Genomic DNA, 25,115 nt, shown 5'->3' with positions numbered 1-25,115 from the left:
GTGCTCGTGTGGCACAGTGTCGCGCGCGGCGCGGCCGTTCGCGCGTCACCGGCTCCGGTGCGGCGTCACCTTTTCGCCGGAGCGGCCGGCCGGCGCCGGGTCGCGACCTCCTACCCCCGCCAGGTCGATCGCGGAGGTGAGTCGCCAGGTCCGGTAGACGTTGAGGGCGGAGGCGACGACGTAGAACACACTCGCGAGCCAGAGTCCGGCCACGGCGATCGTGTACGTCTGCCCGGCCGGCATCAGCAGCACCGTCAGCGGTGCGAGGGTCAGCGCGCAGGCCTCGATCTCGACCGCGTACGGCGTCGGAACCATCCCGTGGCGGGCCATGAAGCGGACGAGCCGCGCCCGTGGCGAACCGCCGCCGCCCGTGTCGGCGACCGCCTCGCGACTCCAGTCGTGCTGGTCACCACCCGGGATCGACTTGCGTTGCGACAGGGTCCACACGTACACGCCGTTGGAGGCGATCACGGCGGAGAGCAGCAACGGCGGCGCGGCGTCCGCGGCGACGAGGTAGGTCGCGAGCGCGGCGTAGTTGAGGGTGATGCCCACGACGTCGGCGATCAGGTCGAGGGCGCCGCCCCACGCGGTGGCGGTACCCCTGATGCGGGCCAGCCGCCCGTCCAGGCAGTCGACGAGGAACCTGATCTGGAACACGATGGCGCCCACCACCAGATGACCGGTGCCGAACGCCGTCGCCGAGCACAGCGCGAGCAGTCCGGCGACCACGGTCACGCGGTTGGGTGTGGCGGCCGACCATGGGACCAGCAGCCGGATCACCCGGCCGGCGACCGGCTCGATGACCAGCCGGGTCCAGATGGCCTCCATCGGCTTGCGGCCCGTGGGGACGACGCTCATGACACGGCCTCCTTCGGTTCCTTGTGCTCGCCGCTTACCCGGTCGGCGGCGTGGTCGCCCACGACGACGGCGGCCATCTTCGTTCCGGCGCGCGTGAGCAGGCGGCTGGTTCGGGCGAGGTCGCGGCGGTTGCTGTGGTCGAGTTCGGCGAGCAGGAGTACGACGTCGGCACTTCGGGCTCGAAGGAGGGTGCCGGTCGCGTCTGGTCGGCCCGTGGTGACGAGGACGTCCCCGAGGAGCGGGTCAGCGGCCGCGGCTCCGGCCCGGACCAGCATCTCTCGGAGCCGGTCGGCGAGCGCGGTCACGAGGGAGTCGGCACAACACCCGACGAGCAGGGCCCGCGGAGGGTCCGCGAGGCGTGCGACCGCGGTGCCGCCTGTGTCGTCGGCGTCGCCGGTGCCGGCGACGTCGTCGGGGTCGTCGGTCTTGTCTCGGTGGTCCCCGTCCTCGCGCTGTGCGGCGGCGATCCGCACCTGGGCGGCGAGCACCCGGAGTCCCAGGGACGCCGCCCCGGACCGGACGGCCTCCCGATCGATCAGGGCGAGCACCGTCAGTCCGGTGAGGGCGGACACCTCGTCGGTGTCGTGGACGCGCGGTCGACGTCCAGACCGCAGCAGACCGGTCGCGAGCCCGGCGAGTCCGCCCAGCAACAGGCCGGAGATCGGCGGCACCTCCGCGTTCCGGCGTTCCGGACGGGTCGGTGTGGAGGCGGGCCGAACGACCTCGGCGGTGTTGGCGACAGTGAGCGAGGCAGTGCCGAGTGCGTCGTCGATGTGGGTGATCTGGTCCTGGATCCGGCCCCGCAGGACCGGGTTGACGGGGACCGGCGCGGCGGTCGGGTCCGCGCCGGGGACCTGGACCTCGGCGAGCAGGGCCTGCAGGGAGGCCCTGCGTTCGTCGAGGGCAGCGCCCACCCGGCTCGCCCGGTCGGCGAGAATCCGCGACCGGTAGCGCACGTACTCCTCCGCGATCGCCTGGGCGCCGCGCCGTGCGGTCGCCGGGTCGGTGGCGGCGAAGTCGAGGAAGAAGATCCGGGTGCTCGTCGGCACCGTGATCCGTACCCTGGCCGCGAGTTCGGTGAGGCTCTCGCGGGTGCCGAGGCGGTCGCGGACGGTGCGGAGCACCGGGGCGGAGGTCATCATCGCGGCCTCGGTGTCCTGGGTCCACTCCCGCGGATCGCGTGGGGCCGTACCCACGTCGACGCTGACCGCGAGGTACGCCGGTGTGCCGGGCGCGGACACCGCGACGGTCGAGACGTACCGCGGTGGCGTGGCCAGGGTGAGGAGCAGGCCGACCGCGAGCCCGATCAGGGCGAGCAGGCAGCAGGGCAGCCAGTGCCTGGCGACGGCGCGCGGATAACTCGCGAGCTCGACGGTGCCGCGGGGGCCGATGGCGCTCCTCATCGGCGTACGACCAGCTCGTCGAGGAGTTCGAGCAGCCACGCGGTGCGGGCGCGCAGCGGCGTGCCCTCGACGGGTTCGCTGGCGCGGACGTAGCGGCGGGTGAGCTCGACGAGGTAGGCGCAGCGCACTGCGGCCGGGTCGTCGCCCTCGGCCGCGCCGTGACCGCCGGTCCTGGCGTTCGTGGACAGGTCCGCGCGGATGAGCTGCGCGGCCGCTCGTTCGCCCTCGGCCCGCAGGGCGGACTGCAGCCGGTAGTGCGCGAGGTCGAACCCCAGCGGCACCCCCGTGGCGAAGCGCTCGAAGTCCCAGAGCAGGACCTGGTCCTGGTCCCACGCCATGTTCCAGGGCGTCCAGTCGCCGTGCCACGCGCCGAGGGTGACCGGGCTGGAGCCGAACCGCGCCTGCGCGGCGTCCACGATCCGCTCGAACGCCGCGGCCTGCTCGCGGTTGCCCAGCTCTGCCGGCGTGCGCCGCACGTCCGCCCACATCGGACTGCGATCGAGGGCGCACCGCGTGGTGCCGAGCCGGACACCGAGCTCACGCATCGCCGCGGTGGGCACGTCCGGACGTCGACGCCACCGAGGGGCGGAGGGCAGGACCGGGCTCAACACCAACAGCTCGAGGGAACGCCAGGAACCGTGGTGGAGGATCCGGGGAACGGCGACCAGATTCTCGTGTGGACCCACCGACCAGTACGAGCGCAGCGCGTCGGCCTCGCCACGGACCAGCTCCCGGGTGAGCGGTGAGGTGCCCACCTTCACGAAGGCGAGGCTGCGACCCTCCGGGTCGAGTACGTGCACCACGGGCTTGCGGTTGGCGCGGGGGCGACCCACACCGACGCTGATCACGACCTCGCTGTCGAGCAGCTGCGCCAGGTGGGTCTCCAGGGACTCCACCTGGTGGCCGGCGGGCACGCTCACGCTGAGCCGGTGCGGCGCGAGTGTCGTCAGGGTTCGGTTGACGGCGGGGAACGCGACCAGCCGGGAGAAGGTGGTGCGGACGGCCCGTTCGGCCGCCGAAAGCCCCTGGCTGTACTTCTGGAGCACCTTCGCCGCCACCCGCGGGTCGTGGACGGGCAGGGCAAGACGGGGTTGACGCCGACCGGGCAGCAGGACGTAGTCCCGGACGACCCGGTGCCCTCTCGGCAGGGCGCCGTCCACCCGGCTGCACGCGGGCGCGGGCCACAGCAGTCGGGTCGTGTCGAGGAGGGCCTCCAGCGTCGACTGGTGGCGCCGGCCACTCATCGCGGACCACCCGCCCGGGCCGGCTCCGGTGGGCGCCGGGCAGTGGTGCGGGACAGCAGGCCGAGCGCGATCATCACCGTGACCATGGGGGCACCGAGCGTGTCGTAGACCAGCAACTCGATCCCGAAGAAGATGAGCACGGTGCTGCCGGCGATCGCGAGTGCCGTCGGATCTCGCCAGTGCGCGAAGAACCGCCGCGCGAAGAAGTACAGGAACAGGCACAGGCCGACGACGCCCTGGGAGAAGACGACCAGCCACAGTTGGCCCTGGGTGCCGAACGGCGGCACCCCGCACGCCTGACAGTCGGGTGTCGAACCACCGGCAATCGACGCGAAGCTGCCCTGGACGTCACGGGTCGACCCGAAGCCGAGCAGCGGCGAGCCCACCAGGACGTTGCGTACGGTCTCCGTCGCGAGTTGCGACCGACGCTCGTTGGAGTGCGGCGCGTTGAGCCGTTGCTCCACCATCGTGCCGAGGGGGCTCGCGACGAACGCCACGGCACCGACCAGGATCGCCGCCACGATGGCCTGCAGGGCCCAGAGCCGGCCCTGTCCCGCGAGCCGCACCGCGAGATAACAGGCGCCGACGCCAAGGGCCAGCCACAGGCCGCGGTTGAGGGAGTAGACCACCGGGACGACGGCGAGCAGGAGGACGAACGGTGCGAGCCGGCGCCGCCACCCCGCCTCCCGGCCGAGCCAGGAGAGCAGGAAGAACGGCAGGTACAGCGAGAAGTTCGCGCCCCAGGAGTTGGAGAAGGAGAACGGTGCGATCGGACGCGCCTCGTCGTACCCGAGGATGTCCTGGGTGTCGGCGGCGGCCGGGTGGATCATTCGGTTGACGAACTCGTTGGTGGCGATCCCGTGCGGGAGCAGCAGCTCCATCGCCGAGCGGAACTCGAACCCCGGCGCGAGCACGCCGAGCAGCCCGCCGCAGGTGGTGACGACGAACATGACGCCGAGCAGGCGCAGGACCCGCCTCGTCGGCAGCGCGCGCTCGTCGGCGTTGACGACGTACAGCAGGACGATCGTCGCGGCGAGGTACATCGCCGCGCGGTAGCCGAAGACCATGAGGCGACCGCCGCCGAAACCGCCGGGCTCGCCGCCCGGCGCGTCGCTCCACAGCATCGTCGCGCTCGCGAGCATCCAGACGAGGAAGAGCAGCCACACACCGAACCCGCGCGGCGCCCGCAGGCCGTGCCGGCGGAAGAGTTCGAGGCCGAGGGGCACGGCGAAGATGACGAAGGCGAAGGTCCCGAGCCCGAGCGCCCACCACAACGGGAAGCCGAGGAACAACGCGCTCAGGGCCCACCCGGGTCGCAGGAATCGCGACTTCCGCGGGGCGGGGAACGGCGCTCCGGACGTGCGGAGCCCGCCGCGTGGGGTCGACGGGCCACCCGGTGAGGGGAGTACGGAGCGCGCCGCCGGGCTCGAGTCGTCGACACGCGCGCGGTCGGCGGGACCAGGCGGGGTCGTGGACGTCATGGACGTCATCGAAGTCGTGGACGTCATGGGACGTCGGGGAGTGGGGAGGCCGCGACCGTCCGGTCGCTCGACCGGCGCGTTCATGTCGTCAACGCCCCGCACCGGGTGCCCTCCCATATGGCCTGGCAAGGTCGAGCAGCCCGCGCCCGGGCGTGTGTTCCGCGCCCGTCCCGACGCGGGAAATGTGCCTGGCAAAAATGACCCCGACCTTCGTCGAGGATACGAGACTTCCCTCCCACCAGTGCACCATCGCCAAGATATGGTCACATCGCTTCCGCTGTCATACAGATGCATGACGAAGCCCCTAAGATGCTGACACGTATGCGGCGTCTTGCCGCGCACAGGCCGCCGTCGCACTTCGGACCTGGGGCGGCGGTCGGGCTCCGTTCCTTTGGGGGGAACTGGTGAGACTGCGCCGGATGGGCGTCGCTGCCGCCCTGATCCTGGCCACACTGCCGACACTCTTCCTGCCGACGTCGGCATCGGCTGTGCAGACACCACAGACCAGGGTCGTCAGCGACGACCCCGTCAACTGGACGCCGCACGTACTCGACGGTCGCGTGATGGCGATCGTCCAGGTGGGCGACCTCATCGTGCTCAGCGGCGAGTTCACTCAGGTGAGCTCCGCCGACGGCAACACCATCTACGACCGTTCCAACATCGTCGCGTTCAGCGCGTCGACCGGAGCTGTCAGCACCACCTTCGCACCGTCGGCCGACGGTGAGGTCGCGGCTCTCGCGGTCGCCGCGGACGGGCGCTCGGTCTATGCCGGTGGGTTCTTCGACACCATCGGCGGGCGGCCCGCGAAGAGCCTCGCGCGGATCGACATCGCCAATGGACAGTTGACGTCGGGCTTCACCATCCCGACCCTGGACGGTCGGGTCAAGGACCTACGTCTGGCCGGTGGCCGGCTCTGGCTCGCCGGCACCTTCGTCTACGTCGCGGGACACCGCCAGCCCGGGCTCGCGACCATCAACCCCGCGACGGGTGCGTTCGACAGTTTCAACCGGTTGGTCTTCGCCGGGCCGCAGAACGGCGGCGTCATGCAGATCATGAAGATCGACGTGACGCCCGACGCCTCCCGCCTGGTGGCGATCGGCAACTTCACCCTGGTCGGTGACCAGCGGCGGGTGCAGATCGCGATGCTGAACCTCAGCGGCACGCAGGCGAGCGTCGCCAACTGGCAGACCGAGTTCTACAGCGCGACCTGCTCGGCGTCGTTCGACTCCTACATGCGCGACATCGACATCGCGCCCGACGGCTCCTACTTCGTGGTCACGACGACCGGCGCCTACAAGGCACCGCCCGCTCCGTGCGACACGGTGAGCCGGTTCGAGACCGGCACCCAGGGCACCGGCATCACCCCGACCTGGACCTCCTACACCGGCGGCGACACCTTCTACGCCGTCGCGGCGACCGGCACGGCCGTCTACGTGGGCGGCCACTTCCGCTGGCACAACAACCCCACCGGCAGAGACGCGGCCGGCCCCGGCGCCGTCGGCCGGGAGGGTATCGCGACCCTCGACCCCGAGAACGGCCTGCCGTTGCGGTGGAACCCCGGCCGCACCAAGGGGGTCGGCGTCTTCGACATGGTGGCGACCTCCCAGGGTCTGTGGGTCGGCAGCGACACCGACCGGATCGGCAACTGGGAATACCACGCGCGGATCGCCTTCTTCCCGCTCGCCGGTGGGACCACCGTGCCGCACCCGCGGGTCGGCGCGCTGCCCGCCAACGTCTACTCCGTCCCCTCCGCGTCGGGGACCACTCATCCGGTCGTCCGGCACGTCGACGGCAGTTCCTCCGGGTCCACCACCGACGTGCCTGGTGGCGGCATCACCTGGAGCGGCGTACGCGGCGGGTTCATGCTCGGCGACGAGCTCTACGCCGGCTGGTCCAACGGCGACTTCACCCGGCGCACGTTCGACGGCACCTCCTACGGCGCACCGGTGACCATCGAGACCGGCGACCTGATCAGTCGCGACACCGCATGGCACCAGGACGTCGCCGCGGCCACGGGAATGTTCTGGTCCGGAGGCCGCCTCTACTACACCCGCAGCGGCTCCAGCGCTCTCTACTACCGCACGTTCACAGTCGAGAGCGACGTGGTGGGCGCCCAGCGGTTCACCGCGAGCAACAACGTTCCGGGAGTCGACTTCTCCCGGATCGCCGGGATGTTCGTCTCCGGTGGCTGGCTCTACTTCGGCACCTCCAGCGACGGCAACCTCCGCCGGATCCAGTTCGCCGACGGAAGCCCCGCGGGCGGCACGGTGCAGATCGTCAGTGGGCCCACGGTCGACGGCAACGACTGGCGCTCACGCGCGATGTTCCTCGACACCCACTCGGTGCCGCCCAACCAGCCGCCGGTCGCCTCGGCGAGCGTGGACTGCCAGTTCCTGACCTGCACGTTCTCCGCCGCCGACTCCCGTGACCCCGACGGTTCGATCGCGTCCTACGCGTGGAACTTCGGTGACGGCACTGCGGACACCGACGCGACCGTGACGCACACCTTCGCCGCGGCGGGTCACTACGTCGTCCGGCTCACGGTCACCGACAACCAGGGCGCGACCGCCGGCACCAACGCCGACGTCACCGTCACCGCTCCGCCGGTCACCGTGCGGTTCGTCGGGCAGGCGGGTGCGAACGCCAACGTCCAGAACCACCAGGTGACGATCCCGAGCACCGTGCAGGCGGGCGACCGGTTGCTGCTGCTCTTCTCCATCAACACCACGACGCCGACCATCTCCGCGCCGACCGGCGTGACCGGGTGGACCGGTGTCGCGGCGAGGAACACCTCCAGCATGGTGAGCCGCGCCTGGCAGAAGTCCGCCGCCGCGAGCGACGCGGGCAGGACCGTCACCGTGCCCCTGTCGGGATACGCCAAGGGTGATCTCACCGTGGTCGCCTACCGCGGACCCAACATCGCAGTCAGCGCGTTCGCGGGTGTCGCCGAGACGACGGCACGGACGACGCACACCGCGCCGACCGTGAGCCTGTCGCCGCCCGCCACGTCGGCGACGTGGCTGGTGAGCTACTGGGGTGAGAAGTCCTCGGCGACGACCGCGCTCACGCCGCCCGCGGGCCAGAACGTCCGCCGCAGCGCGAGCGGCATCGGCGGTGGTCGCATCACCGCACTGCTGACCGACGCCGGGGTCGCCTCCGGAGCCGCGTCGGCGGGTGGGCTCACGGCGACCGCCAACTCCTCCAGTGCACACGCCACCATGTGGTCGTTCGTGGTGGGAGCCCACTCATGAGGGTGCGCGCGCTGCTCCTGACCGCGGTCGTCGCGCTGGCTCTCGCCGGCTGCTCCCGGGCCGCGGACAACCCTGCCAAGCCCGACGACCCGGCGCGGGCCGCGGCCGTCGAGGAGACCCGGACGACGCCACCGTCGCCGTCGCCGACGCCGTCGCCGACGCCGTCCGCGACGCCGTCCGCGTCGGCGTCCGGCTCGCCCTCCCCGCGGCCCTCGCGCAGTGCCGGCGCGCCGATGGCCCGGAGCACGCCGTCCAAGGAGTTCGGTCGGCAACCGCAACAGAACTACAGTGACGCGGCCGCACGCATCGTCGGTCTCGACGTCGCCCGGGGCACCGGCGTCGAGACGGTGACCTTCACCTTCGCCGACACCAAGGTGCTGCCTCAGTACCGCGTGGGTTACGTCGACGTCGTCCGCGCGCACCCCGAGGACGACCCGATCGCGGTCGAGGGCACGGCGTTCCTGGACGTGAGTTTCTCCCTCACCAACCCGAACATCCGTGGCCGCCTCGCCGTCCCGCCGGACCTGTCACCGGAGCAGCCGACAGTCCGACAGATCCTGCTGGTACGCAATCTCGGCGGCAGCCTCCGGTTCGCGGTCGGGTTGCAGACGCTGGCGGAGTTCCGCGTCCGGGAGTTGAAGGAACCGACCCGGTTGGTGGTGGAGGTGCGCGAGCCGTGAACGACGGGGGCGAGGGCGCGGGGGGTGCGACCGCCGAAGCCGGAACCAACGCGGCACCGGCACCGGCTCGGCAGAGCATGCGCTCCTCCGCGCCACCGTGGGTGAAGCGCTCCGGTCGCAAGGTGAGCCGCACGTTCGGGCGGCTCACCTCCGGCGGCAGGATGATGCCGAGCTTCCTGGTGGCCGGTGGCCAGCGCTGTGGCACCACCGCGCTGCACCGCGCCCTCAGCGCGCACCCGGTCGTCGCGGCACCCGTTCTGCACAAGGGAGTCAACTACTTCGACCTACACTACGAGCGCGGTCCGGGGTGGTATCGGGGACACTTCCCGCTGCTGTCGACGGCGCGCCGGCGGGCCGGACACTGGTCGGCCGGCACGCACGAGCCACAGGCCATGGAGTCCAGTGGCTACTACCTCTACCACCCGCTCGCCCTGCCCCGGATCGCCGCGGACCTCCCGATGGTTCGGCTGCTGGTGATCCTGCGCGACCCGGTCGAGCGCGCCTACTCCGCCTACAAACACGGTGTCGCCCGCGGCTTCGAGACCGAGGGCTCCTTCGAGCGCGCGCTCGAACTCGAACCGCAGCGGCTGGCCGGTGAGGAGGAGCGGCTGCGCGACGATCCGAGCTACGTGAGCCACTCCCACCGCCACCACGCCTACGTCACGCGCGGCCGCTACGTCGAACAGCTCCTGCCGGTGTTCGAGCAATTCGGCCGGGAACGGGTCCACGTCGTCCAGAGCGAGGACTTCCTGACCCGCCCGGAGTCGGTCTACTCCGGAATCCTCGCCTTCCTCGGCCTCCCCGAATGGCTGCCGCCCTCCTTCGACCGGCACAACGCCCGTCCTGGCTGGCCGATGCCGGAGTCGGTGCGTGACCGGCTGGACGACCACTTCCGCCCCTACGACGAGCGGTTGGCCGAACTCCTCGGTCACCCACTCGCCTGGCGCTCGGCACAGGTCGGAGGCGAAGCCGCGACCGACAGGTCCTCGACCTCCTCCGCTTCGTCCTGAGGTCAGTCCAGGGGTGGCAGCTGATTGCCCAGCCCGGGCACGCCGAGTTGTCGCTGCACCAGCTCGCGCTGGTGGTCTGGCACCTCCTCGCGGGTGATCTGGACGTTCTTCCGGAGCGAGTCCGGGCCGACGTAGACCTGGTGGATCGCCTCCTGGAACACCTGCGGGTCCCACGGGGTACCAGGCGCGACGACCGTCTGCTCGGCGATCCGGGCGACCTGCTCGGGGGAGGGCGGCGTCGAGATACCCAGCCGGTTGGTGAGCCGGTCGGCGACCAGGGCGCCAGCGACCCAGCTGCGCGCGGAGGTGGAGCTGCGCCGGGGTAGTGGGTCGAGGCCGTTGACCCAGGCGGTGACGACGCCGGCGACGAGCCGCCCCGCGAAGTGGCTCGGGCGTTCGGAGGTGCCGAGGTCGCCGAGGTCCCACTGGTTGGTGGAGACGACCACCGAGACCCTGTGGTGCGGCCAGCCACGAGCGAAGTGGTTCCAGCCCCACATGTGCTCACCGCCGTGCCCGACGTAGCCCTCCTTGGTGCCGTGGTGGAAGACGCTCCACACGAAACCGATCGCGCGGTTGGGGTCGGGGCCGGCCGCGGCCTGCGGCGCGAGCATCGCCGCGGCCGTCGCCGGCGCCAGGATGCTCCCGCTCGCGAGCCGGCCACCGTTGAGCATGGCGAGGACGAAGCGGGCGTGGTCGGACGGTGTGCTCAGCGCGGTGCCGGCGGGGTAGTCGCCGATGTGGATCTGCGGGAGCGGGAAGTGGAAGCCGGGCAGGGTCGCGTACCCCACGGAGCGGCGGGCGAGCAGGTCGGCCGGCACGTGGTTCGGGACCTGGGCAGGGGGGAAGCAGGTGGAGGTCATCGCGAGGGGTTCGAAGACGTGCCGGCGTACGTACTCCGAGAACGACACCCGGTCGGGGTTGAGCTGCTCGACGAGGTAGCCGACCAACGCGATGCCGACGTTGCTGTACTGGTAGTTGACGCCGACCTTGGTGCCCCAGAACGGCACGATCGATCCGCCGTAGGCGTCCGACCGGGCTCGCCGGAAGACCTGGCGCAGGTGCTCTCCCAGCGGGGGTGGCGGCACAGTGTCGGAGTTGCCGAAGTTCGTGCCCAGGCCGCTGCGGTGGGTCAGCAGGTCCCGCAGCGTGATCGCTCGGTCCCCGTGTGGATTGACCACGCGGAGCCCTTCGAGGTGGTCGTTGATCGGGTCGTCCAGGCCGATGAGGCCGCGCTCGACCAGCTGCATGGCCGCCGCCGCGGTGTAGGTCTTGCAGTCAGAGCCGGTGGGGCCGACCGTGTCGGAGGTCATCGGCCGGCCCGTGGCCAGGTCGGCGCGGCCGTAGCCCTGGGCCCAGGCCACCTCCTCGCCCATGCCGACCGCGACGGACAGTCCAGGTGCCTTGGTGTGGTCGAGGATCTCGGGCACCAGCTCATCGAGCGCCACGACCAGACGTGTGATCCGCATGTGTCAAGGCTTGCCTTGACGTATGTCGTTTGTCAACCCGATCATTGACAGTCATACTCGTCGGGTGCGAGACCTTCCCGAGCTGTCCCAGCTCGTCGGCATCGTGACCGCCGAGAGTGAGGCTCGTCACCAGAGCGCGCTCGAACGGATCGATCTCGCCGAGTCCGTCGTGGCCGAGTTGCACAACCTCGGTGACCGGCTGGTCGGATACTTCGTCGAGCAGGCCCGCGCCGAGGGGCACTCGTGGTCCGACATCGGCGCGCACCTGGGGGTCAGCCGGCAGGCCGCCCAACAGCGCTACACGCCGCGCTGGTCGAGCCTCACCCTCGCCGACCTCGCCGACGCGGGGAGCTTCACCAGGCTCACCCCGCGGACGAAGGAGGCGCTGCGCCGCGCCGAGGACCACGTACGCCGGCTCCGGCACGCCTCGCTCGGCCCCGAACACCTCCTGCTCGCCGTCCTGGACGACGCCGACACCTTCGCTGTAAAGGCGCTGGTGGCCGACGGGGTGGACCCGGCCGGCCTCCGGGAGGCGCTCCAGCGGCTGGTTCCCGCCGGTGAGGAGCCCTCTCCCGCGACGATCCCCGTCGGCGCGCCCGCCCGCCGCGCCCTGGAGGCGGCGCTCGGGCAGGCGCTCGAACTCGGGCACAACTACATCGGCACCGAGCACCTGCTGCTCGGCCTCGTGGCCGACCGGCAGAGCCAGGTCGGCCGGCTGCTCGCGGACCGCGGCCTCACCCTGGACAAGGTTCGGCGCTCCGTCAGCGCGCTCATCGACGCCTATCTGCAGGCCCGCCGGTAGGGGGCATGTCCACAGCCCGTGATCGCCCGCCCGGCCTGTCGGTTCGCCGCGCTAGCCTTGGGCGAGACCCCGGTTCGCCTCGCGAATCGGGGCGTTCGTGGTGCTTCGCGTCATTCCGGCCCGGCGCGGCGCCCGCCCACTCGTGCTCGAGCCGAAGGAACCCATGAGCCTCACCGGACTCGTCGAGCTCGCCGTCGCTGACCCCGCGCTCGCCGCCGCGGTGCACGCCGCCCGCCAAAGTGCCGCCGCCCCACTCGATCTCACCGCACCCAAGGCGCTGCAACCCTTCGCGATCGCCGCCCTCGCCGCCCCACCCGACCAGGCTGGTGCTGGTCGCACCGTCCTGGCCGTCACCGCGACGGGCCGGGAGGCCGAGGATCTCACCGAGACCCTGCAGAGCCTGCTCGGCGACGATGACGCCGCCGCCTACTACCCGGCCTGGGAGACCCTGCCGCACGAGCGGCTGTCCCCCCGCTCGGACACGGTCGGTCGCCGGCTCGCCGTCCTGCGTCGGCTGGTCCATCCCACGCAGGAGACGCCCGCGCCCCGCGTCGTCGTGGCACCCGTCCGCAGCGTGCTGCAGCCCCAGGTGAAAGGGCTCGCCGACCTGGAGCCGGTCTGGCTGCACGTCGGTGACGAGGTGGATCTGGAGGACCTCGTGCGCCGGCTCGCCGGGGCCGCCTACACCCGGGTCGACCTGGTGGAGCGGCGAGGCGAGTTCGCCGTACGCGGCGGCATCGTCGACGTCTTCCCGCCCACCGAGGAGCACCCACTGCGGGTGGAGTTCTTCGGCGACGAGGTGGAGGAGATCCGCTCCTTCAAGGTCGCCGACCAGCGCTCGCTGGGCACCGCCGACCACGGCCTGTACGCGCCGCCGTGCCGGGAGCTGCTGCTGACCGAAGAGGTCCGCGCCCGCGCCGGCAAGCTCGCGAGCTCCCACCCCGAGCTCGCCGAGCTGTTCGAGAAGCTCTCGCACGGACACGCCGTCGAGGGGATGGAGTCGCTCGCCCCCGTCCTGGTCGACGACATGGAGCTGCTGCTCGACCTGATGCCCGCACACACCCACGTCGTGGTCGCCGACCCCGAGCGGGTCCGCAGCCGGGCACACGACCTGGTGGCGACGAGCCAGGAGTTCCTCGAGGCCAGCTGGGCGGCCGCCGCCGGCGGCGGTGACGCGCCCATCGACCTCGGCGCCGCCGCCTACCGCACCCTCGCCGACGTACGCCACCACGCGCTGGCCGAGGGGCTCGCCTGGTGGAGCGTCTCACCGTTCGCGCTGGAGCCCGACGGTGCCGTCGCCCCCTCCGGTCCGGTCCGCACCGAGGCGGGCGAACTCGTCGCGATCGACGTCGACGTCGACGCGGGCGCGGTCGAGTCCCACACCATCGCCGCGCACGCGGTCGACGCCTACCACGGCGACACCGAACGCGCGGTCCGGGACATCCGGGAGTGGATCTCCCAGGAGTGGCGGATCGTCTTCGTCACCGAGGGACACGGACCCGCCCAGCGCATGGCGGAGGTGCTGCGCGGCCACGACCTTCCGGCACGGCTCGACGAGCGGCTCGACTCCGCGCCGGAGCCGGCGGTGGTGCACGTCACCTGCGGCCGGCTCGAGCACGGGTTCGTGGCACCACAGGCGCGGATCGCCGTGCTCTCCGAGACCGACGTGGCCGGTCGGGCCGGCGCCTCCACCAAGGACATGCGGCGGATGCCGACGAGGCGCCGACGCACCATCGACCCACTCGAGCTCACGCCCGGCGACTACGTCGTCCACGAGCAGCACGGTGTCGGCCGCTACGTCGAGATGTCGCAGCGCACCGTCGGCACCGGCCAGCACCGCACCACCCGCGAGTACCTCGTCGTCGAGTACGCGCCGTCCAAGCGCGGCCAGCCGGGTGACCGGCTCTTCGTCCCCACCGACCAGCTCGACCAGGTGACGCGCTACGTCGGTGGCGAGCAACCCAGCCTGGACCGGATGGGCGGGGGCGACTGGGCCAAGCGCAAGGGCCGGGCCCGCAAGGCGGTGCGACAGATCGCCGGCGAGCTCATCAAGTTGTACGCCGCGCGCCAGGCGACGCAGGGTCACGCGTTCGGTCCGGACACGCCCTGGCAGCGCGAGCTCGAGGACGCCTTTCCCTACGTCGAGACACCGGACCAGCTCGCCACCATCGAGGACGTCAAGGCCGACATGGAGAAGTCGGTCCCGATGGACCGGCTGGTGTGCGGCGACGTCGGTTACGGCAAGACCGAGATCGCCGTGCGCGCCGCGTTCAAGGCGGTCCAGGACGGCAAGCAGGTCGCGGTTCTCGTCCCCACCACGCTGCTGGTGCAGCAGCACTACTCCACCTTCGCCGAGCGGTTCGCGCCGTTCCCGGTGACGGTCCGGGCGCTGTCGCGGTTCCAGACCGACAAGGAGGCCGAGGAGGTGCTGCGCGGTCTCACCACGGGTGAGATCGACGTGGTGATCGGCACGCACCGGCTGCTCGGCAGCGAGGTGTCGTTCAAGGACGTCGGCCTCATCGTCGTCGACGAGGAGCAGCGCTTCGGCGTCGAGCACAAGGAGAAGCTGAAGGCGCTGCGGGCCAGCGTCGACGTGCTCACCATGTCGGCGACCCCGATCCCGCGCACGCTCGAGATGGCGATCACCGGGATCCGCGAGATGTCGACGATCATGACGCCGCCGGAGGAACGCCACCCCGTCCTCACGTTCGTGGGCTCCTACGACGACCGCCAGGTGGTGGCGGCCATCCGGCGCGAGCTGCTGCGTGAGGGCCAGGTGTTCTTCGTGCACAACCGCGTCAACACGATCGAACGGGCCGCGGGGCGAATCCGTCAGCTCGTCCCCGAGGCGCGGGTCGGCGTGGGTCACGGGCAGATGGGCGAGCACCAGCTCGAGGACGTCATCACCGACTTCTGGGAGAAGCGCTCCGACGTCCTCGTCTGCACGACGATCGTCGAGGCGGGGCTCGACATCTCCAACGCCAACACGCTGATCGTCGAACGCTCCGACCTGTTCGGCCTGTCCCAGCTGCACCAGCTGCGGGGCCGGGTCGGCCGGGGACGCGAGCGCGCGTACGCCTACTTCCTCTACCCGCCGGAGCGGCCGCTGACCGAGACCGCCCACGACCGGCTCGCGACGCTCGCCCAGAACACCGAGCTCGGCGCCGGGATGGCGGTCGCGATGAAGGACCTCGAGATCCGCGGAGCGGGCAACATGCTCGGCGGCGAACAGTCCGGCCACATCGCCGACGTCGGGTTCGACCTCTACGTGCGCCTCGTCGGGGAGGCCGTCGCCGAATACCGCGGCGACGCTCCGGAGGAGGAGAACGAGGTGAAGGTCGAGCTGCCGATCGATGCTCACCTGCCCCACGACTACGTCGACAGCCAGCGGCTCCGGCTCGAGATGTACCAGCGGCTCGCCGCGGTCCGGGAGGCGGAGGAGGTCGACCAGGTGGGCGAGGAGCTCGCCGACCGGTACGGCACGCTGCCCGAACCCGTGGAGAACCTCCTCGAGGTGGCACGGTTCCGCCTGCACGCGCGCCGGGCCGGTCTGACCGACGTCACCATGCAGGGCAACCAGGTCCGCTTCGGCCCGGTCGAGCTGCGCGAGAGCCAGGAGCTGCGGCTTCTGCGCCTCTACCCCCGCACCATCGTGAAGCGGCCGAGCCACACGATCCTGGTGCCGCGCCCGGCGACCGCGCCCATCGGCGGGCAGCCCCTGCGTGATCTCGAGCTGCTGCGCTGGGCCGGCGAGCTCATCGACGCCGTACTCCTGGAAGCGCCGGCGACCGCCTCGAGGTGACCCGCGAGGTCGCGGGCCGCGTGCACGCTCTCACCCACCGTCGTCCTGGGTAGCTCTCCACCGAGAACCACCCGGGACGACGGTCGCGTCTGCCCCTCATGGGGCGAAAGTGACCGCCTGTTGCCAGAAGGCTGCTTTGTGCCAATCAGTTAGTGTTACGTCGGCTTTGGCACTGTGCGCGGGGGAGACGGACGTATGCGAGTACCAGGGAGTATGTCCAATGCCCTTCGACGGCGTACCTCGTGATCAGCTGAACAACGACGACGGACTCGACGCCGAGCGCGCCGACCGGTGGCGACCCGCCGGCCGGCACCGGCGGCCGCGGCCCACGTTCGTGATCGCCTCGGTGGTGTCCAGCGTCGTGGCCGTCGGGGTCGCGGCGACCGGCGCGGGCTGGTACCTCTTCGGTCCGGCACCCCTGGACGCGTCCGGCCAGGGCACGGGGACCTCCACCCAGGCCGGGGCCACGGAGGCCGCGCTGCGCACCGCCCTCGGCACGGCCGCCCGCGTCCCCCTGCTCCCCACCTCCACGCCGGTCGTGCCGCGGGTCGCTCTGTCGGGCACTGGCGGGTCGACCGCGGGGCCGGACAAGGCGGCCTCCCCGGCCTCCGCGTCAGGCTCGGACACGCTCCTCGCGGCCGGCGCCCCGGCGGTGCCGGCAACCACGCAGCTGCCCTCGGTCCCCGTGCCCGGCGACACCACCTCCGACGCTCCTCCCCAGACGTCGCAGCCGGTGACCGAGAGTCCCGGCACCACGGGCCCGGACACCGCGCCGCCCGCCCCACCGCACACCGCCCTTCCGACGCCCACGGTGACCCAGACGCCGCCCCCCACCGCGTCTCCCACCGGGACCCCGTCCCACACGCCGCGCCCACCACACACGCCGCCGCCGACCACACCGCCGGGTACGCCGCCTCCGACGACACCGCCGGGTACGCCGCCGCCGACGACGCCGCCGCCGACGACGCCGCCGCCGACGACGCCGCCGCCGACGACGCCGCCGCCGACGACGCCGCCGCCGACCACACCGCCTCCGACCACACCGCCTCCGACGACGCCGCCGCCGACCACACCGCCTCCGACCACGCCCCCGGGAACACCGTCGCCGACGCCGACGACCCCGTCGCCCACCCCGACCATCCCGGGGCCGAGCGAGCCCGGGCCGCTGCCCACCTGGCTGCCGACGGTGCCCCCGCGTACGCCGCTCCCGCCGGTGCCGACCGTGCGGACGCCCGACGTTCCCTGATCTTCGAAGGATTTCCACCCGCCAGCACCTCGGTAGGGAGCAGCCATGTCGCCCGACGAGCAGGACCACCTCCGGTATCAGGAGTTCGACGAACTCTCGGACGAGCCCGCACGCCACCGAGGACGGCATCGCAGACCACGCCGCGTCCTGATGATGGTGATGGTCGCGGTCGCCATCCTCGGCGTCGGCGGAGCAGCAGCGGCCATCAGCACGTTCTTCCTGCCGGGGGGTGACCCGAGCACCGTCGCGGACGGTCCGACCCGGCTCACCGCGACCGACGTCGGGAACAAGGTCGGGCCGACGGTCGACACCACCGAGGTCACGCCCGCGAGGTCCCCCTCCACGTCGCGCACGCCGTCGGCGACCGCCACCGCGAGCACGCCCGGCAAGCGAACCGCCCCCGCCGGCACGCCGAGCCGCCGCCCGGACCCGAAGCCGACCCGCACCTCGGCCGGCACGCCCACGACGACGCCTGACCCCGTGCGCCGTAAGAGCACACCGACGCCGAGTCGGCCGCCGGCGCCCCGGAACACCCCACGCCCCGACCCGACCACGCCCGAGCCGCACCGCGAGCCGCGGACCACGACTCCGCCGACGCCGCCCCCGTCCTCGCAGGAGACCGCCTACGAGAACGCGGTGGTGAGCCTCACCAACGCGGCCCGGTCAGACGCCGGGTGCGGCCCACTGCGGTCCGACGAGCGGCTGCGCACCGCCGCCCGCGGCCACTCCGCGGACATGGCGGCCCGCGACTACTTCGACCACAACTCACCCGACGGCAGGACGCCGTGGGACCGGATCGAGGCGGCCGGCTACGACGCGCCGGCGGCGGAGAACATCGCAGGTGGCCAGCCCACCCCGCAGGCCGTGGTCGACGCGTGGATGAACAGCGAGGGACACCGCGCCAACATCCTGAACTGCAAGATCAAGGCGATCGGTGTCGGCGTCCACCTCGGTGAGGGTGGCCCCGGGTGGACCCAGGACTTCGGCTACAACTAGGTCGTGTCTGGCGACCTGGGAGCAACGCGGGTCAGGCGGACATGCTGACGACCAGTGGCTTGGCGAAGCACCGGCTGCCGGGCGCGTCCTTGTGCAGGCCGAAGCCCGAGATGGGGGCATAGTCGCACGACCGGTAGAGGGAGATCGCCTCGGGCTGGCGGATCCCGGTCTCGAGCACCATCCGGGTGAGCCCGGCGGTGGCGGCGGTGCGCTCCAGTTCGGCGAGCAGCCGGCGCGCATGGCCGTGTCCACGCGCGGTGGGGGCGACGTACATCCGCTTCAGCTCGGCGTCCCCGTCGCGCAGCACCGGCTCCTGCGCGCTGACCGTGCGCCAGCCGCCGCATCCCACCGGCCGGCCGTCGAGGTACCCGACGAGGAAGAGGCCGAGGGGCGGCGCGAACTCCGCTGACCGCATCGGCGTCGCGTCCGTCCCGCCGTAGCGGACGACGTACTCCTGCTGCACCTGCTCGGTCAGCTCCTGGGCGTCCGGATGGTCGAAAGCGACGACACGCAGCTCCACGCGGGCAAATCTAGCCGGCAGGGGAGGGGGAGGTACCAGGCGAGGCCTGGCCTTGTGGTCTGATGTCTGCGACTGTCACCGGCAGCGTTCACGTGGAGGTTCACGCGCATATGTCCAAGGTTCCTACCATCACCCTGAACAACGGTGTGGAGATCCCCCAGCTCGGGTTCGGCGTCTGGCAGGTCCCTGACGACGAGGCCGTGGCCGCCGTGCGGACCGCGATCGAGGTCGGCTACCGCAGCATCGACACCGCGGCGATCTACGGCAACGAGGAAGGCACCGGTCGCGGCATCGCGGAGTCCGGCGTACCCCGCGAGGAGCTGTTCGTCACCACGAAGCTGTGGAACGGCGCGCAGGGTTACGACACGACCCTCGCGGCGTTCGAGGAGAGCGTGGCCAAGCTGAAGACCGACTACGTCGACCTCTACCTGATCCACTGGCCCGTGCCGAGCAAGGACAAGTACGTCGACACCTGGCGGGCGTTCGAGAAGCTGTACGCCGACGGCCGGATCCGCTCGATCGGCGTCTCGAACTTCCAGCCGGCACACCTGCAGCGGCTCTTCGACGAGACCGAGGTCGTCCCAGTCCTGAACCAGGTCGAGCTGCACCCCTACTTCTCCCAGGAGAAGCTGCGGGCGTTCAACGGCGAGCACAAGATCGCCACCGAGGCGTGGAGCCCGCTCGCCCAGGGCGGCGACCTGCTCGGCGACCCGGCGGTCGCCGCGATCGCTGCGAAGTACGGCAAGACCAACGCGCAGGTCGTGCTGCGCTGGCACCTGCAGATCGGCAACGTCGTCATCCCGAAGTCCGTCACGCCGTCGCGGATCAAGGAGAACTTCGACGTGTTCGACTTCGAGCTGAGCGCCGAGGACGTCACCGCGATCAGCGGTCTCAACCGGGACCAGCGCATCGGCGGCGACCCCGACACGCTCGGGTCCTGACCGAACACTCGGGTCCTGACCGGCCACACGTCAGGCGACGTGCCGTCGAACGTATGACGGCGAAGGGCCTCCCCGCTCACCGAGCGGAGAGGCCCTTCGCCGTTTCCGAGTGCGGATGTCAGGTGAGCTTCATCACCGCCTCGGCGATCAGCCAGATGCCGAAGATGGCGAAGAGCGCCGCGGCGCCGTACCGGATGGTCTTCTCCGGCAGCCGCCGGCCGAGTTGCTGACCGACCACGATGGCGATCGCGTCGGCGACCACCATGCCGACGGTCGATCCGGCCCAGGTGCCGAACCATCCGTGCTGGGTGGCGAGGGTGATGGTGGCGAGCATCGTCTTGTCGCCGAGTTCGGCGAGGAAGAACGCCACGCTCACCGCGATGACCGCGGAGCGGGTGGCACGTTGGGCCTTCCTCCGTTCGTCGTCGGTCAACGTGTCGCCGCGCAGCGTCCACGCGCCGAAGCCGAGGAAGGCGATGCCGGCGACGAGGGAGATCCAGCCGGTGGGAAGGGCGGAACCGAGACCGAAGCCGACACCCACGGAGACCGCGTGGACGACGGCGGTTGCGACCGTGATTCCGATCAGGACGGGCATGGCACGGAAGCGGGTGGCGAAGGTCATCGCCATCAGTTGGGACTTGTCGCCGAGCTCGGCGACGAAGATCACGCCGAAGCTCAGCAGGAAGCTTGCTGTCAGGGCATCCATGGAGGGGAGTGGCTCCTCGTCCCAGGCCGGGGCGAGAGTCGCGAAACCTCGACCCGGCGTGCGTACACCGTGGCCGAAGGTCTCGCCCGCCTCGTGAGCCGCATGAGCTGCTTTGAAGGCTGCCGGGCCGGGCGCCGCGGAAAGGCGCCAGTCTGTCGACCTCGGCATTGGGGGCTACTCCCCTTCGCGCTGTCTAGCCTGGAGGAGTGGCCTCACGATTGTCAACCACTTGCGCAAGTGTTAGATCGTTGTGGCCGAGATCACACGGACCCGTACCGTGCGGCGTGCGGATGAGGAAGAATCGGGTACGCCATGGCCAATCCATCGCAACCCCCCAACGGACTCGCTTCGCCGAGGGACGCCGACGCCGGCACACCGCCGCACGATCCGTCCCGCCCGCAGCTGAAGGCCGCCGCCGACACCTTCGACCTGCTGTCCTCGCCGACCCGCCTGCACCTCGTGTGGATGCTGGCGCGGCACGAGTACGACGTGGGAACGCTGGCCGAACGCACCGGGGCGACCGTCGCCGCGGTGAGCCAGCACCTCGCCAAGCTCCGGCTGGCCGGGCTCGTGACCGCCCATCGTGAGGGCCGGCGCCAGATCTACGCCGTCGAGGACCCACACGTGCTCACTCTGGTGGACCAGATCTTCGAGCACATCGCCCCCGACGGCTCGCTCGCGCCCGACCCACCTACGCCCCGGCACCCGAGCCGGCGGCCCGACGCGACCTGAGGACCATCCGCCTCCGGGTGGATCAGGGCCGGGCCTCGCCCGACTCCCAGGCCCAGGCGGCGATCCCGACCCGGTTGCGGACCCCGAGCTTGCGCTGGATGTTGGCGATGTGGGTCTTCGTCGTACCGGCGGAGATGAACAGGTCCGCACCGATCTCGGCGTTCGTCTTCCCCTGCGCGACGAGGCGGGCCACCTCGGTCTCCCGCTCGGTGAGCGGCTCGGTCGGCTGCCGGCCGGGCCGGGCCCGCCGCTCGGTCACGTGCCGCAGCAGCCGAACCGTCACCGACGGGCTGATCAGCGTGTCACCGGCCATCGCGGCCCGGATCGCCTCGATCAGCAACGTCGGGCCGGAACGCTTGAGCAGGAAGCCGCACGCGCCGTGCCGAAGCGCGGTGTGGACGTACTCGTCGAGGTCGAACGTCGTCACCACCACGACCTTCATCGGGTCGGTGACCTCCGGCCCGGCGAGCTGGCGGGTGACCTCCAGCCCGTCCAGACGGGGCATCCTGATGTCGGCGAGCACGACGTCGGGTCGCAGGTGCCGCGCCTGCTCCAGCGCGGACATCCCGTCCGCCGCCTCGCCCACGACCCGCATGTCGGGTTGGGAGTCGAGGATCAGCCGGAAGCCGCTGCGGATGTTCTCCTGGTCGTCGGCGATGAGGATGCGCGTGGCCACGTCGGTCATCGTGTCAGGCCTTCCGGCTCCTCGGGCAGGGGAAGGTCGACGGCCGTACGCCAACCGGCCCGGCCGTCCGGTCCGGCGGTGAGCCGGCCGCCCAGCGCCCCGACCCGTTCGGCGAGCCCGACCAGGCCGAGTCCGCTGTGGCGCGCGGCGCCGTCCGGCCTGCCGAGCGCCGGTTCGCCGGCGCTGTCGTCGTGCCGGCCCGCGCCGTCCGGGTCGCCCACGTCGTTGGCCACCGCCACCGTCAACACGTGCTTGCCGTCCTGTCTCTCCCGGCGCAGGGACACGAGCACGCTCGAGTGGCCCGGCGCGTGCCGGCGGACGTTGGTGAGTGCCTCGACGACCACGCGGTAGACGGTTGGATGCAGTTCGCGGGGGACCGCGGCCGCGAGCCCGTCCGGCAGGTCCAGGCGGACCGCCCCACCGCCGCCGGCACCGAACCGCTCGAGGAGTTCGGGAAGATCGCCGATGCCGCGGGCAGGGGTGCGCTCCGCGGCGTCCGTGCCGGCGCCGGCCGGCATGGCTCCGGCTCCGCTGGCCCCGTCGCTGCCGGGGCCGTCGGTGCCGTTGACCTCCGCCGCGACCGGCTGGTCGCCCTCGAGATCGTGGAGCATGTGGACGGTCCGGTCCATGGAGGCGAGAGCCTGCAACCCGGCGTCCTCGATCCGCCGAAGAGCGTCAAGGACGGCTTGCGGGTCCTGGGCGGCCACGTGGCGGGCCGCCTGGGCCTGGACGACGATGCCACTGACGTCGTGGGCCACGAAGTCGTGCAGGTCCCGGGCGAGTGAGAGGCGTTGGGCCCGCCGGGCGTCGCGCACGGCGCGCACCCGGGTGTTGTCCAGTGAGCGCAGATAGCTTCCGCCGGCCACGGCGCAGGCGGCGCCGATCGCCCAGAAGCCGACGGCGCCGATCTGGTCGATCGGTGGGAGGTCGCGGGTGGCGCGCAGGATCAGCGTCGCCTGGGCCAGGCTGGTGAGCGCACCGACCAGGGTGGCCGCGCGGGTGGGGGCGAGGCGTACGACCAGGATGATCAGCCAGATCAGGCTGGCAAGCTCGAGCAGGCCGAAGAACTGGACGGCCTGCGCCGCGTCGGCGCCCGGTGCGAGGGCGGTCGCGACGAGTGAGACGACGGCCGCGACGGTCGTGACCCGGGCCACCCACGTCCGCCGCGACCGGCCGGCGAACAGCAGCGCGACGAGCGCGCCCGTGGCGACGCCCGCCGGGACGCAGAAGTACGGGTCGGAGAGGGCGCCCGCGACGACCCCCGCGGCGGCGAGCAGCACACCGGCGGACACGCCGAGACGGAGCCGGAGCGCTGACATGGGTCGAGCGTAGAGCCGGGCACAGGTCCGCGCCCTCGGCCGAACGGGTGAGAACGCGGCGTCGCGCACCCGCGAAGATCGGCGGATCGGGTGATCGTCGCGCGCGGTCACCTGGCCTCCACCGGCCCCGACCCCTCAGGCCTTCGGCCGAGCGGCGCTGCGTACGATCAGGTCCGACGAGGCTGGTGCCCGCAGGAGCCAGAAAAGCCTAGGAACCAGAGGAACCCAGAGGAAGAGGTCCCGTGGTCGGTCGAAGGCACGCCGCCGGAATCGCCGCTGTCGCACTGGTCGCCGGACTGGGGCTGACCGGATGCGGTTCGGTGTCCAACCCAGGTTCGGCCGCGAAGGTCGGCGACGAGACCATCTCGGTCAGTTACCTGCAGAAGCAGTCGAAGGACATCCTCGCGAAAGCTGGCCGGACCGACCTGGGCGACGCCGAGTCGACCCAGTTGCAGGGCGAGCTGCTGCAGCAGTTGATCGACGACCAGGTGATCGTCGTGGCCGGGCGGCGCGAGGGCGTCACAGCCACCCAGGCCGACGTCGACAAGGTGCGGGCCGAGATGACGGCCCAGCAGGTCGTGCTTCCTCCCGACATGGTGGACGGCTTCGCCCGGTACGTGGTGATCCGCCGCACTCTGAGCACGAAGCTCCTCGGCCGGGCGCCAGCCAGCCAGCAGGACCAGGCGAAGGCCGACCAGTTGGTCGGTCAGCGGATGACCGCGGCCGCCAAGGAGATCGGCGTCCAGGTCAACCCGCGCTACGGCACGTGGTCCGGTACGACGCTGCGGCCCGACGGCCAGCTGGTCAAGTCCACGCCCTCCTCGGCGCCGGCCGCCGTACCCGCCCCGCAGGCTCCCTGAGAGTCTGAGCACCGCTCCTGACCGCTGTGACCGCAGGCCACGTCACCCTGCTCCTGACCAGCCCCCGGGTCGCCCCCGGGCTGCTGGCCTGGCCGGCGTGGGAGCTGCTGCGCGGCGCCGACCGCGTGCTCACCGGCGACGTCGACCATCCGCAGCGCCCGTCGATCGAGGCTGCCGGTGTCGCGGTGGAGACGGTCCAGACGACGCCCACCTCCGGTGAGCTGGCCCTGCTGCTCCTGGACGCCGCCGACGCCGGCGAGAGCGTCGTCTGGCTCGCGGCCGACGACGGCGACCCCGCCCTCGGCCGGGCGCTCGGCCAGGTGCTCGCTCGCCGGGCCGAGGCCGGGATGTCCGGACTGCCCGAGCTCGAGGTGGTGCCCGCGTCCTACGACCTGCCCGGGGCCCGGCTGCTCGACCTCGTCTCCGTGATGGACCAGCTCCGGGCGCGGTGCCCCTGGGTGCGGGACCAGACCCACCGCTCCCTCGTGCGCTACCTCGTCGAGGAGTCCTACGAGACGGTCGAGGCGATCGAGACCGGCGAACAGGAACACCTGCGTGAGGAGCTCGGCGACCTGCTGTTCCAGGTGGTCTTCCACGCCCGCCTGGCGGAGGAGAACCCCGACACGCCGTTCACGATCGACGACGTGACCGGTGATCTTGTCGAGAAGCTCATCCGCCGTAATCCGCACGTGTTCGGCCCGGACGTCTCCCCCGAGGCCACCTCGGCGGAGGTCGAGAACGTCTGGGACGCGCTGAAGGCGGAGGAGAAACGGCGTACGTCGGCCGTCGAGGGGGTTCCGCTCGCCCTGCCCGGCCTGACCCTCGCCGACAAGCTGCTGAGTCGGACGACCCGGGCCGGCGTCCACGTCGAGATCGCTTCGGCGCGCGCCCTGCCGGAGCGGCCGGACGCCGAGCAGGTGGGCGACGCCCTGCTCGCCCTCGTCGACGTCGCCCGGGCCGCGGACGTCGACCCGGAGCAGGCGCTGCGTGACGCGTGTCGCCGCTACATCGCGGCCGTTCAGGCCGCGGAGCGGTAGGTTCGCGGGTCGGTTCTCCGACCGTTCGCATTGCGCGGCTAGGCTCGGCACGACATTGATTCAGGATTGTTCAGGT

General features: G+C 71.8%; 20 protein-coding genes. 10 read left to right on the top strand and 10 right to left on the bottom strand.

What is annotated here, in order from left to right:
• Positions 1 to 45: 45 nt before the first annotated feature.
• The 4 genes from HEB94_RS42590 to HEB94_RS42575 are packed head-to-tail and all read right to left on the bottom strand — an operon-like array spanning position 46 to position 4,986.
• Positions 46 to 858 (bottom strand): CDP-alcohol phosphatidyltransferase family protein, encoded by an 813-nt coding sequence (locus HEB94_RS42590; protein ID WP_192755098.1) that lies wholly within the window; start codon positions 856 to 858, stop codon positions 46 to 48.
• The gene (locus tag HEB94_RS42585; protein ID WP_192755097.1) at positions 855 to 2,261 is read right to left on the bottom strand and encodes a GumC domain-containing protein; all 1,407 of its coding nucleotides are present in this window, start codon (positions 2,259 to 2,261) and stop codon (positions 855 to 857) included. Before HEB94_RS42585 ends, HEB94_RS42590 begins: the two co-directional genes overlap by 4 nt.
• Positions 2,258 to 3,505 (bottom strand): phosphotransferase, encoded by a 1,248-nt coding sequence (locus HEB94_RS42580; RefSeq protein ID WP_192755096.1) that lies wholly within the window; start codon positions 3,503 to 3,505, stop codon positions 2,258 to 2,260. Before HEB94_RS42580 ends, HEB94_RS42585 begins: the two co-directional genes overlap by 4 nt.
• The gene (locus tag HEB94_RS42575; RefSeq protein WP_238361769.1) at positions 3,502 to 4,986 is read right to left on the bottom strand and encodes a hypothetical protein; all 1,485 of its coding nucleotides are present in this window, start codon (positions 4,984 to 4,986) and stop codon (positions 3,502 to 3,504) included. The genes HEB94_RS42580 and HEB94_RS42575 overlap by 4 nt, the downstream gene beginning before the upstream one ends.
• A 419-nt stretch (positions 4,987 to 5,405) precedes the next feature.
• Here HEB94_RS42575 and HEB94_RS42570 point away from each other — a divergent pair, with 419 nt between their 5' ends.
• From HEB94_RS42570 to HEB94_RS42560, 3 genes are read left to right on the top strand one after another with little or no spacing between them, the layout of a single operon-like run.
• Positions 5,406 to 8,237, top strand: a complete 2,832-nt coding sequence (locus tag HEB94_RS42570) for a PKD domain-containing protein (protein WP_192755095.1) — start codon at positions 5,406 to 5,408, stop codon at positions 8,235 to 8,237.
• A complete protein-coding gene (locus HEB94_RS42565; protein ID WP_192755094.1) occupies positions 8,234 to 8,917 on the top strand; it encodes an AMIN-like domain-containing (lipo)protein in 684 nt (227 codons plus the stop codon). The genes HEB94_RS42570 and HEB94_RS42565 overlap by 4 nt, the downstream gene beginning before the upstream one ends.
• Positions 8,914 to 9,927: a sulfotransferase gene (locus tag HEB94_RS42560; RefSeq protein WP_337918364.1), complete on the top strand. Its 1,014-nt coding sequence runs from the start codon at positions 8,914 to 8,916 to the stop codon at positions 9,925 to 9,927. The genes HEB94_RS42565 and HEB94_RS42560 overlap by 4 nt, the downstream gene beginning before the upstream one ends.
• Before the next feature lie 2 nt (positions 9,928 to 9,929).
• Here the strand turns inward: HEB94_RS42560 and HEB94_RS42555 are convergent, their stop codons facing one another.
• The gene (locus HEB94_RS42555; RefSeq protein ID WP_192755093.1) at positions 9,930 to 11,393 is read right to left on the bottom strand and encodes a serine hydrolase domain-containing protein; all 1,464 of its coding nucleotides are present in this window, start codon (positions 11,391 to 11,393) and stop codon (positions 9,930 to 9,932) included.
• A 64-nt stretch (positions 11,394 to 11,457) separates the two neighbouring features.
• Between HEB94_RS42555 and HEB94_RS42550 the strand changes: the two genes are divergently transcribed.
• Positions 11,458 to 12,195, top strand: a complete 738-nt coding sequence (locus HEB94_RS42550; RefSeq protein WP_192755092.1) for an ATP-dependent Clp protease ATP-binding subunit — start codon at positions 11,458 to 11,460, stop codon at positions 12,193 to 12,195.
• Positions 12,196 to 12,358: 163 nt separating this feature from the next.
• Positions 12,359 to 15,997: a transcription-repair coupling factor gene (gene mfd, locus HEB94_RS42545; RefSeq protein ID WP_192755091.1), complete on the top strand. Its 3,639-nt coding sequence runs from the start codon at positions 12,359 to 12,361 to the stop codon at positions 15,995 to 15,997.
• Positions 15,998 to 16,243: 246 nt separating this feature from the next.
• Here mfd and HEB94_RS42540 read toward each other — a convergent pair whose 3' ends face one another.
• A complete protein-coding gene (locus HEB94_RS42540; RefSeq protein ID WP_192755090.1) occupies positions 16,244 to 17,290 on the bottom strand; it encodes a hypothetical protein in 1,047 nt (348 codons plus the stop codon).
• On the opposite strand from HEB94_RS42540, the gene HEB94_RS42535 reads away from it, so the two are divergent.
• Positions 17,289 to 18,239 (top strand): CAP domain-containing protein, encoded by a 951-nt coding sequence (locus tag HEB94_RS42535; protein WP_192755089.1) that lies wholly within the window; start codon positions 17,289 to 17,291, stop codon positions 18,237 to 18,239. The genes HEB94_RS42540 and HEB94_RS42535 overlap by 2 nt on opposite strands.
• Before the next feature lie 31 nt (positions 18,240 to 18,270).
• Here the strand turns inward: HEB94_RS42535 and HEB94_RS42530 are convergent, their stop codons facing one another.
• Positions 18,271 to 18,759: a GNAT family N-acetyltransferase gene (locus HEB94_RS42530; RefSeq protein WP_192755088.1), complete on the bottom strand. Its 489-nt coding sequence runs from the start codon at positions 18,757 to 18,759 to the stop codon at positions 18,271 to 18,273.
• A 110-nt stretch (positions 18,760 to 18,869) separates the two neighbouring features.
• Between HEB94_RS42530 and HEB94_RS42525 the strand changes: the two genes are divergently transcribed.
• On the top strand, positions 18,870 to 19,700 hold the full coding sequence (locus HEB94_RS42525) for an aldo/keto reductase (RefSeq protein WP_192755087.1): 831 nt from the start codon (positions 18,870 to 18,872) through the stop codon (positions 19,698 to 19,700).
• A 118-nt stretch (positions 19,701 to 19,818) separates the two neighbouring features.
• On the opposite strand, the gene HEB94_RS42520 is transcribed toward HEB94_RS42525, so the two are convergent.
• Positions 19,819 to 20,406, bottom strand: a complete 588-nt coding sequence (locus HEB94_RS42520; RefSeq protein WP_192755086.1) for a TMEM165/GDT1 family protein — start codon at positions 20,404 to 20,406, stop codon at positions 19,819 to 19,821.
• Positions 20,407 to 20,718: 312 nt separating this feature from the next.
• Between HEB94_RS42520 and HEB94_RS42515 the strand changes: the two genes are divergently transcribed.
• A complete protein-coding gene (locus HEB94_RS42515; RefSeq protein WP_192755085.1) occupies positions 20,719 to 21,138 on the top strand; it encodes an ArsR/SmtB family transcription factor in 420 nt (139 codons plus the stop codon).
• A gap of 22 nt (positions 21,139 to 21,160) precedes the next feature.
• Here the strand turns inward: HEB94_RS42515 and HEB94_RS42510 are convergent, their stop codons facing one another.
• Positions 21,161 to 21,823, bottom strand: a complete 663-nt coding sequence (locus HEB94_RS42510) for a response regulator (RefSeq protein WP_192755084.1) — start codon at positions 21,821 to 21,823, stop codon at positions 21,161 to 21,163.
• Complete coding sequence (locus HEB94_RS42505; RefSeq protein ID WP_202896842.1) at positions 21,820 to 23,142, bottom strand: sensor histidine kinase; 1,323 nt, start codon at positions 23,140 to 23,142, stop codon at positions 21,820 to 21,822. The genes HEB94_RS42510 and HEB94_RS42505 overlap by 4 nt, the downstream gene beginning before the upstream one ends.
• Before the next feature lie 242 nt (positions 23,143 to 23,384).
• Here HEB94_RS42505 and HEB94_RS42500 point away from each other — a divergent pair, with 242 nt between their 5' ends.
• On the top strand, positions 23,385 to 24,002 hold the full coding sequence (locus HEB94_RS42500; protein ID WP_192755083.1) for a SurA N-terminal domain-containing protein: 618 nt from the start codon (positions 23,385 to 23,387) through the stop codon (positions 24,000 to 24,002).
• Positions 24,003 to 24,028: 26 nt separating this feature from the next.
• On the top strand, positions 24,029 to 25,039 hold the full coding sequence (locus HEB94_RS42495) for a MazG family protein (RefSeq protein WP_192755082.1): 1,011 nt from the start codon (positions 24,029 to 24,031) through the stop codon (positions 25,037 to 25,039).
• The last annotated feature ends 76 nt before the right edge of the window (positions 25,040 to 25,115 follow it).

This window comes from Actinopolymorpha pittospori (assembly GCF_014873875.1).
Lineage (GTDB): Bacteria > Actinomycetota > Actinomycetes > Propionibacteriales > Actinopolymorphaceae > Actinopolymorpha > Actinopolymorpha pittospori.
This window is presented reverse-complemented; position numbering and strand designations above follow the sequence as displayed.

Bases quoted from the DNA above. Each gene is read 5' to 3' on its own strand.
- HEB94_RS42590 (WP_192755098.1), bottom strand. From the start codon at position 858: ATGAGCGTCGTCCCCACGGGCCGCAAGCCGATGGAGGCCATCTGGACC.
- HEB94_RS42585 (WP_192755097.1), bottom strand. From the start codon at position 2,261: ATGAGGAGCGCCATCGGCCCCCGCGGCACCGTCGAGCTCGCGAGTTAT.
- HEB94_RS42580 (WP_192755096.1), bottom strand. From the start codon at position 3,505: ATGAGTGGCCGGCGCCACCAGTCGACGCTGGAGGCCCTCCTCGACACG.
- HEB94_RS42575 (WP_238361769.1), bottom strand. From the start codon at position 4,986: ATGACGTCCACGACCCCGCCTGGTCCCGCCGACCGCGCGCGTGTCGAC.
- HEB94_RS42570 (WP_192755095.1), top strand. From the start codon at position 5,406: ATGGGCGTCGCTGCCGCCCTGATCCTGGCCACACTGCCGACACTCTTC.
- HEB94_RS42565 (WP_192755094.1), top strand. From the start codon at position 8,234: ATGAGGGTGCGCGCGCTGCTCCTGACCGCGGTCGTCGCGCTGGCTCTC.
- HEB94_RS42555 (WP_192755093.1), bottom strand. From the start codon at position 11,393: ATGCGGATCACACGTCTGGTCGTGGCGCTCGATGAGCTGGTGCCCGAG.
- mfd (WP_192755091.1), top strand. From the start codon at position 12,359: ATGAGCCTCACCGGACTCGTCGAGCTCGCCGTCGCTGACCCCGCGCTC.
- HEB94_RS42535 (WP_192755089.1), top strand. From the start codon at position 17,289: ATGTCGCCCGACGAGCAGGACCACCTCCGGTATCAGGAGTTCGACGAA.
- HEB94_RS42540 (WP_192755090.1), bottom strand. From the start codon at position 17,290: ATGGCTGCTCCCTACCGAGGTGCTGGCGGGTGGAAATCCTTCGAAGAT.
- HEB94_RS42525 (WP_192755087.1), top strand. From the start codon at position 18,870: ATGTCCAAGGTTCCTACCATCACCCTGAACAACGGTGTGGAGATCCCC.
- HEB94_RS42520 (WP_192755086.1), bottom strand. From the start codon at position 20,406: ATGGATGCCCTGACAGCAAGCTTCCTGCTGAGCTTCGGCGTGATCTTC.
- HEB94_RS42515 (WP_192755085.1), top strand. From the start codon at position 20,719: ATGGCCAATCCATCGCAACCCCCCAACGGACTCGCTTCGCCGAGGGAC.
- HEB94_RS42510 (WP_192755084.1), bottom strand. From the start codon at position 21,823: ATGACCGACGTGGCCACGCGCATCCTCATCGCCGACGACCAGGAGAAC.
- HEB94_RS42505 (WP_202896842.1), bottom strand. From the start codon at position 23,142: ATGTCAGCGCTCCGGCTCCGTCTCGGCGTGTCCGCCGGTGTGCTGCTC.